This is a genomic window from Vibrio sp. (assembly GCF_050299255.1).
Lineage (GTDB): Bacteria > Pseudomonadota > Gammaproteobacteria > Enterobacterales > Vibrionaceae > Vibrio.
In genome coordinates this window covers 1-5,771 of sequence record NZ_JBNKVP010000125.1, presented here as the reverse complement: position 1 = coordinate 5,771, position 5,771 = coordinate 1, and the positions used below count along the sequence as shown (strand labels likewise).

Below are 5,771 nucleotides of genomic sequence, written 5' to 3'. Positions count from 1 at the left end.
CGCGATGCGAGCACGCATTTCATCGTCAAACGGTTCTGCGGTCGCGACATAGTTAAGCCGCAAACCCTGTTGCTCTGCCCTGTGACGAACCTGCTGTTCAGCAAAACTGGACTTGCCGGAACGTGCGCCGCCTAATACCAGATGAATGCTCATGCTATGCCTCCCATCACCAGCCAACCGTTGTGCGCCAGCGCAACCAAGATGAAATAGATAGCCAGTTCGGCAATTTGCTGCAGCGCGCCCAGACAGTCACCGGTGAAGCCACCTAACCGGCTTAGCAGCCAGGATTTAAAGCTATAACGTACTACCACCATGACCAGAATAACGGTCAGTATGGTTAGCGGTGAAAAAGCAATCAATGGAATCAGCCCAATCAGTAGCAATAGTATTAATTCACGCTTGCTCTGGCGACTGGCGAGTGGTTTCGATTTACTGGTATCAGTGTCGCTGACATAAGGCAGGTCATAAATCAGACTCGCCGCCACCGCCCGGCTCAGGCTATAAGCCATTATCCAGACCATCAGCATGGGTAGCGCAGCCGCCAGTTCTGAAAGCAGCACAAATTTACCAACTAATGCCAGGCAGAGCGTTGCTGCGCCATAGGTACCGATACGGCTGTCTTTCATAATGGTAAGGCGACTTTCGGTTGTCATGCCGCCCCCCACGCCGTCCGCCATATCCGTCAGGCCGTCTTCATGAAAAGCACCCGTCAGCAGCAGGCTGAATGTCATGGTGACGATAACGGCCACCGAGACGGGCAACCAGAGCGACAACCAGAGGTAACAGAGTGCGCACAGCAAGCCCAACAAGACTCCAACCAGCGAAAAGTAGCGACCCGCCTGGTTCATTCGTTGCTCGGAGTACGGGACATCGGCAGGAACAGGCAGTCGAGAGAAAAAACTCAACGCCAGCCAGAACAACTCCAGTTGGTACTTAACCGTGGCTTTCATTGATACCGTTACCCTTACATCTATACCGTTACACCGGCATCGGCAAAACTGGCCATATTGTTGTAAAACTCAGCTGCTGCATGCAGCAGTGGCATGGCCAGTAGCGAGCCGGTTCCCTCGCCCAGACGCAGCGACAGATCTAACAGCGGACGAGCTTCTAGCATCTGCAGCACTAATCCGTGCGCCGCTTCTTCAGAGCGGTGAGCAAAAATCAAGTAGTCACGAACGCCAGGTTCAATCAGTGTCGCCACGTAGGCGGCAACGGTAATAATGAATCCATCGACCAAAACCGGGACCTGACGTCGATACGCGCCAAGCATCGCCCCGACAGTCTGGACAATTTCAAACCCGCCCACTTCCGCCAGCACCTGTTGTGGCGTCATACCCTGACACCGCTTCACGGCATCTGTCACTAGCTGCAGTTTGCGTTGATATTGCTGGTCATCAATACCGGTTCCCCGTCCGACACACTGTTCTGGCGTAAGCTGGCTTAAGGCCAATAAAATGGCTGCGGCTGAACTGGTATTACCAATTCCCATTTCGCCGAACATCAGCAGGTTGCAGCCTGCGTCGACCAGCTCATCAACCAGTTGTTCGCCCAGCAACAGCCCTTCGGTTTGCTGTTCTATCTTCATTGCTGGCTGGTTGGCAAAATTGGCCGTTCCGCATCCGAGCCGATGTAGTGTCAGGCATGGGTTATCACTCTCTACCGGCGCAAGCATACCGCAATCAACCACCCGCATATCAACCTGACTGGTGCGACAAAAACAGTTTGCGGCAGCACCGCCGGCAAGAAAGTTCGCCACCATTTGCTGGGTAACGACACTCGGTGCGATGCTGACGCCCTCATCGGCAATACCATGATCACCGGCAAAAATAACCAGCGTTGGTGATTTCAATTCGATTTTACTGGCCGGTTGTAGCTTGCCCTGGCTTTGGATCAGCGCTAACTGAGCCGCCAAATGCTCCAGTTGTCCGAGCGCTCCAAGGGGTTTGGTTTTTTGCTCAATTCTTTGCCAGATGGCTTCCACATGGCGGCGATCTAAGCTGTTGTTCTGTTTCATTTATCGGGCGCTCCTTTAACTTGGCCTGGCAATTTTAAACACACGGTCCAGTACCGCGTACTCACTTCCGCCCAGGCGAGAGAGCGGATTCACTTTGAGCGCATCAATTTTCAAGCGCTCAGAACTGTTATCGATGATCGCGGGATCAAGATACACTTCTTCAATCTGGGCAAATATCAGGCTTTGAGGAGTTTCGCCTATCTCTTTCACTTCAAGCAGCGAACAACCAAACGCAATCGGACAATCTTTCAGCCTGGGCAGTTCAAACCCTTCAAACGGGACCAGTTCCAACTGGTTTTCATCGACTTCTGAATGGCCGTGATCCAGTGTTGCTGAGGATTGAGTGACATGATTGGCACTGGTTACACTCGCGATGTGAATCACCAGCTTGCCGGTTTCCAGCACATTCCGGGTGGTGTCTTTCACTTCACCGCCCGGCTTCTTACCGACAGAAATCATTAGCAACGGCGGATTGCTGGAGACGGGGGTAAAATAAGAAAACGGCGCCAGGTTATAATTAGCCTCGCCGGAATCGGTCAGTGTCCAGGCGATCGGACGTGGAATCACGCTCTGGGTCATCAGGTGATAAATTTGGTTCGGTGCCAAACCGCTCAAATCAATGTTCATTCTACTTCCTTGATTTTCAATCCAAATCCTGAGGCAAAGTCTACCCTGAATTACTCACTGGCACTAGCCAGCAAAACGCCGTCAATTATGAGTTAACCGGGTCAATTATGCTGTAAGTCACAGACTGGGCTACTATTTTGTGGTTATTTGTCGAAATATTGCTCAGTGACTAAGTGAACAGAAATGGCGATTACAGGTGACAATACCGTCGCAATCATAGCCGGTGGCTCCGGTCTGGTTGGTGGAGAACTGGTAAAACTGATGCTTGAAGAGAGCGCCATCGGACATTTATATGCCCTGGTGCGCAAACCACTGCACTACTTTCATCCCAAGCTGGAACTGATCCAGGATTCGAATCTGGAAGTGAAACAGTGGGAAGATGATAACCCTCGCCCAACAGTTGGTTTCATCTGCCTGGGTAGTACGCTCAAACAGGCCGGCTCTAAAGAGGCACTGGCACAGGTGGATTATCAGCTGGTTTGCGATGTCGCCCAACAGATGAAATTACTCGGTGTCAAACGACTCGCGGTGGTATCGAGTGTCGGCGCATCTCCCCGCTCCCTCTCTCATTACTTAAAGTGTAAAGGCAGGATGGAAGCGACCATAAGTCGTATGGGATTCGAGCAGGTGACCTTCGTCCGGCCCGGGCCGTTAAAAGGGATCCGGGACGAACCAAGGTGGGACGAGTCGGTAGTTCAGTCTGTCCTGAAAATCTTAAGGCCAATTATGGTGGGGCCACTTGGCAAATTTATTCCGATTCGCGCAGAGCATGTCGCACAAGCGATGCTGTACAGCGTGTTTGACAACCTGGCGGAAATAACACCAGCCCCATGTCAGCGGCTCGACAGTATTCAAATGCGAAAATTGCTGGAGCGTTACCGCTAGTCGAGCGAATTCTCACCACCAAAAGAACAATAAATCGTCCATTCGGCGCTAAGATTCGCCAGCTTACTAAGCCTATGTTTGCTAAGCTCCAAATTGGGTGGTCTAATAGCGCGATATCCATCAAACAGTAAAGTTGCACCCGCTATGGCCGACGATCCGCAAGCTACCTTTTTTTTCTTCGATTATGAAACCTGGGGAACAAGCCCGGGCCGGGACAGGCCAAGCCAGTTTGCCGGTGTCCGTACCGATATGGACTTTAATATCATCGGAGAACCGCTGGTCATCTACTGTCAATTGCCAAGCGATTATCTGCCGTCACCTGAGGCGGCATTGATCACCGGGATCACTCCACAAACAGCCAATGCCAAAGGCCTGCCGGAACCCGAGTTTATCGCCAAAATACATGCCGAGCTGTCGCGGCCTAACACCATTAGCCTTGGCTATAACAGTATTCGCTTTGACGACGAAGTGACCCGCTACACCTGTTACCGCAACTTTATTGACCCGTATGGCTGGAGTTGGCAAAACGGCAATTCTCGCTGGGATCTGCTGGATGTATTTCGTGCCTGTCACGCACTTCGTCCTGAAGGGGTTGTCTGGCCTGAAAATGATGAAGGTTACCCGAGTTTTAAACTGGAGCACCTGTCGGTTGCCAATGGCATCGAGCACGAAAATGCCCACGATGCGATGGCCGACGTGATCGCCACAATAGAGATGGCGAAAAAAGTTCGCGCGGCTCAACCGAAACTGTTCAACTATTTCTTGCAGATGCGCCAAAAACGCAAGTTGAATGAACTGGTTGATATCGTCAATATGACTCCGTTGATGCATGTGTCTGGGATGTTTGGCCGTGATTGTCAGTACACCAGTTGGATCGTACCCGTGGCCTGGCACCCGACCAATCAGAATGCCGTGATTGCGATAGATCTGGCCAAAGATCCACAACCGCTGTTCGATTTAACTGGTGAAGAGTTGCATCAGCGGCTGTACACCCGCCGGGCTGATTTAGCGGAAAATGAATTGCCGGTTCCGGTGAAGCTGATACATCTTAATAAGTGCCCTATCCTGGCTCCGGCGAAAACATTGACGGCCGAAAATGCTGGCAAGATCGGTATCGACCGTCAGGCATGCCTGAATAATCTGCAACAGATCAAAAATCATCCTGAAATTCGCGAGAAGCTGATCACTGTCTATCAGCAAGAAAGACAGTTTGACTCGGATGGTGATGTAGATACTCAGCTTTACGATGGTTTTTTTTCTCCCGCCGATCGAGCCGCAATGGACATCATCCGTCAGACCGATGCCGAAAACCTGGCGGCGCTGGATATTTCCGTTAAAGATGCCCGGATCAAACCGCTGCTTTTCCGCTATCGGGCCAGAAATTTCCCCTGGACTTTAAGCGAGCAGGAGCAACAACGCTGGCAACTGCACTGTCGTGATTATTTCGAAAATCAGATTGGCGATTACATGCTAAACCTGGAAAACTTAGTTCACGAACATGATGGTGACGCGGAAAAAATGCATATTCTAAAATCGGTTTACCGTTATGTAGAGTCGCTGGTCTCTTAACCAGGTTCAATGGATTGACAATCTTGGATCAGAATCATGCAAGCTAAATGGCTAACCTATCCCATCTCAATGGGGCTGATTTTTCTCTGCCTGCTGGCGGGTAACAAAGTACAACAGCTGCTCGGTATATCCATTCCTGGCAGCATCATTGGCATGCTGCTGCTGTTTACTCTGTTAGCCTCGGGACTGGTGCCGGTGAAATGGGTTCAGCCCAGTGCCAACCTGTTTATTCGCTATATGATCCTATTGTTTGTACCGGTGAGCGTCGGCCTGATCGATCATTTTGACACCCTTTCCGCCAATGCGTTAGCCATATTGGCCAGTGCTATTGGTGGCACCCTGTTTGTGTTAGTGACTTTAGCCTGGGGGCTGGATCGAATGCTAAAGGGAGGCAATAAATAATGTGGTTGCCGATTACCGTGGCCGTCTTCTTTTTTGCCCGCTGGCTCAGTCGTAAGGTCAACAACCCGATTTGCAATCCGCTGCTGGTCAGCCTGGTTATCTTGATTCCGCTACTGCTGTGGCTCGATGTGCCATTCAAACACTATTTCGCTCAGAATCAGCTCATCAACGATCTGCTGGCACCGTCCGTGGTCGCTCTGGCCTATCCACTGTATGAACAGCTGCCGCAAATACGGGAGAACTGGCGGATTATTATGTTGGCCTGTGGGGTGGG

At 51.2% G+C, this 5,771-nt stretch carries 8 protein-coding genes; 4 read left to right on the top strand and 4 right to left on the bottom strand.

Annotated elements, in window-relative coordinates:
• The 4 genes from ACQY6F_RS17980 to ACQY6F_RS17965 form a co-directional block, all read right to left on the bottom strand.
• Positions 1–153, bottom strand: a 153-nt coding sequence (locus ACQY6F_RS17980) for a bifunctional adenosylcobinamide kinase/adenosylcobinamide-phosphate guanylyltransferase (protein WP_428776412.1), incomplete at its 3' end; no start/stop codon positions are given.
• Entirely contained in the window at positions 150–950 is an 801-nt protein-coding gene (locus ACQY6F_RS17975) for an adenosylcobinamide-GDP ribazoletransferase (RefSeq protein WP_428776411.1), read from the bottom strand. The genes ACQY6F_RS17980 and ACQY6F_RS17975, both read right to left, overlap by 4 nt.
• Before the next feature lie 20 nt (positions 951–970).
• Positions 971–2,014: a nicotinate-nucleotide--dimethylbenzimidazole phosphoribosyltransferase gene (gene cobT, locus ACQY6F_RS17970; RefSeq protein ID WP_428776409.1), complete on the bottom strand. Its 1,044-nt coding sequence runs from the start codon at positions 2,012–2,014 to the stop codon at positions 971–973.
• A gap of 15 nt (positions 2,015–2,029) precedes the next feature.
• Positions 2,030–2,641, bottom strand: a complete 612-nt coding sequence (locus ACQY6F_RS17965) for a flavin reductase family protein (protein ID WP_428776408.1) — start codon at positions 2,639–2,641, stop codon at positions 2,030–2,032.
• 183 nt (positions 2,642–2,824) lie between these two features.
• On the opposite strand from ACQY6F_RS17965, the gene ACQY6F_RS17960 reads away from it, so the two are divergent.
• The 4 genes from ACQY6F_RS17960 to ACQY6F_RS17945 form a co-directional block, all read left to right on the top strand.
• Positions 2,825–3,526: an NAD(P)H-binding protein gene (locus tag ACQY6F_RS17960; RefSeq protein WP_428776406.1), complete on the top strand. Its 702-nt coding sequence runs from the start codon at positions 2,825–2,827 to the stop codon at positions 3,524–3,526.
• 144 nt (positions 3,527–3,670) lie between these two features.
• Positions 3,671–5,095 carry an exodeoxyribonuclease I gene (sbcB, locus tag ACQY6F_RS17955; RefSeq protein WP_428776405.1) on the top strand — a complete coding sequence of 475 codons (1,425 nt, stop codon included), beginning with the start codon at positions 3,671–3,673 and terminating at the stop codon, positions 5,093–5,095.
• Between the two features lie 36 nt (positions 5,096–5,131).
• On the top strand, positions 5,132–5,497 hold the full coding sequence (locus ACQY6F_RS17950; RefSeq protein WP_428776404.1) for a CidA/LrgA family protein: 366 nt from the start codon (positions 5,132–5,134) through the stop codon (positions 5,495–5,497).
• Positions 5,497–5,771, top strand: a 275-nt coding sequence (locus ACQY6F_RS17945) for an LrgB family protein (RefSeq protein ID WP_428776403.1), incomplete at its 3' end; no start/stop codon positions are given. The genes ACQY6F_RS17950 and ACQY6F_RS17945, both read left to right, overlap by 1 nt.

Bases quoted from the DNA above. Each gene is read 5' to 3' on its own strand.
- sbcB (WP_428776405.1), top strand. From the start codon at position 3,671: ATGGCCGACGATCCGCAAGCTACCTTTTTTTTCTTCGATTATGAAACC.
- ACQY6F_RS17975 (WP_428776411.1), bottom strand. From the start codon at position 950: ATGAAAGCCACGGTTAAGTACCAACTGGAGTTGTTCTGGCTGGCGTTG.
- ACQY6F_RS17960 (WP_428776406.1), top strand. From the start codon at position 2,825: ATGGCGATTACAGGTGACAATACCGTCGCAATCATAGCCGGTGGCTCC.
- ACQY6F_RS17965 (WP_428776408.1), bottom strand. From the start codon at position 2,641: ATGAACATTGATTTGAGCGGTTTGGCACCGAACCAAATTTATCACCTG.
- cobT (WP_428776409.1), bottom strand. From the start codon at position 2,014: ATGAAACAGAACAACAGCTTAGATCGCCGCCATGTGGAAGCCATCTGG.
- ACQY6F_RS17950 (WP_428776404.1), top strand. From the start codon at position 5,132: ATGCAAGCTAAATGGCTAACCTATCCCATCTCAATGGGGCTGATTTTT.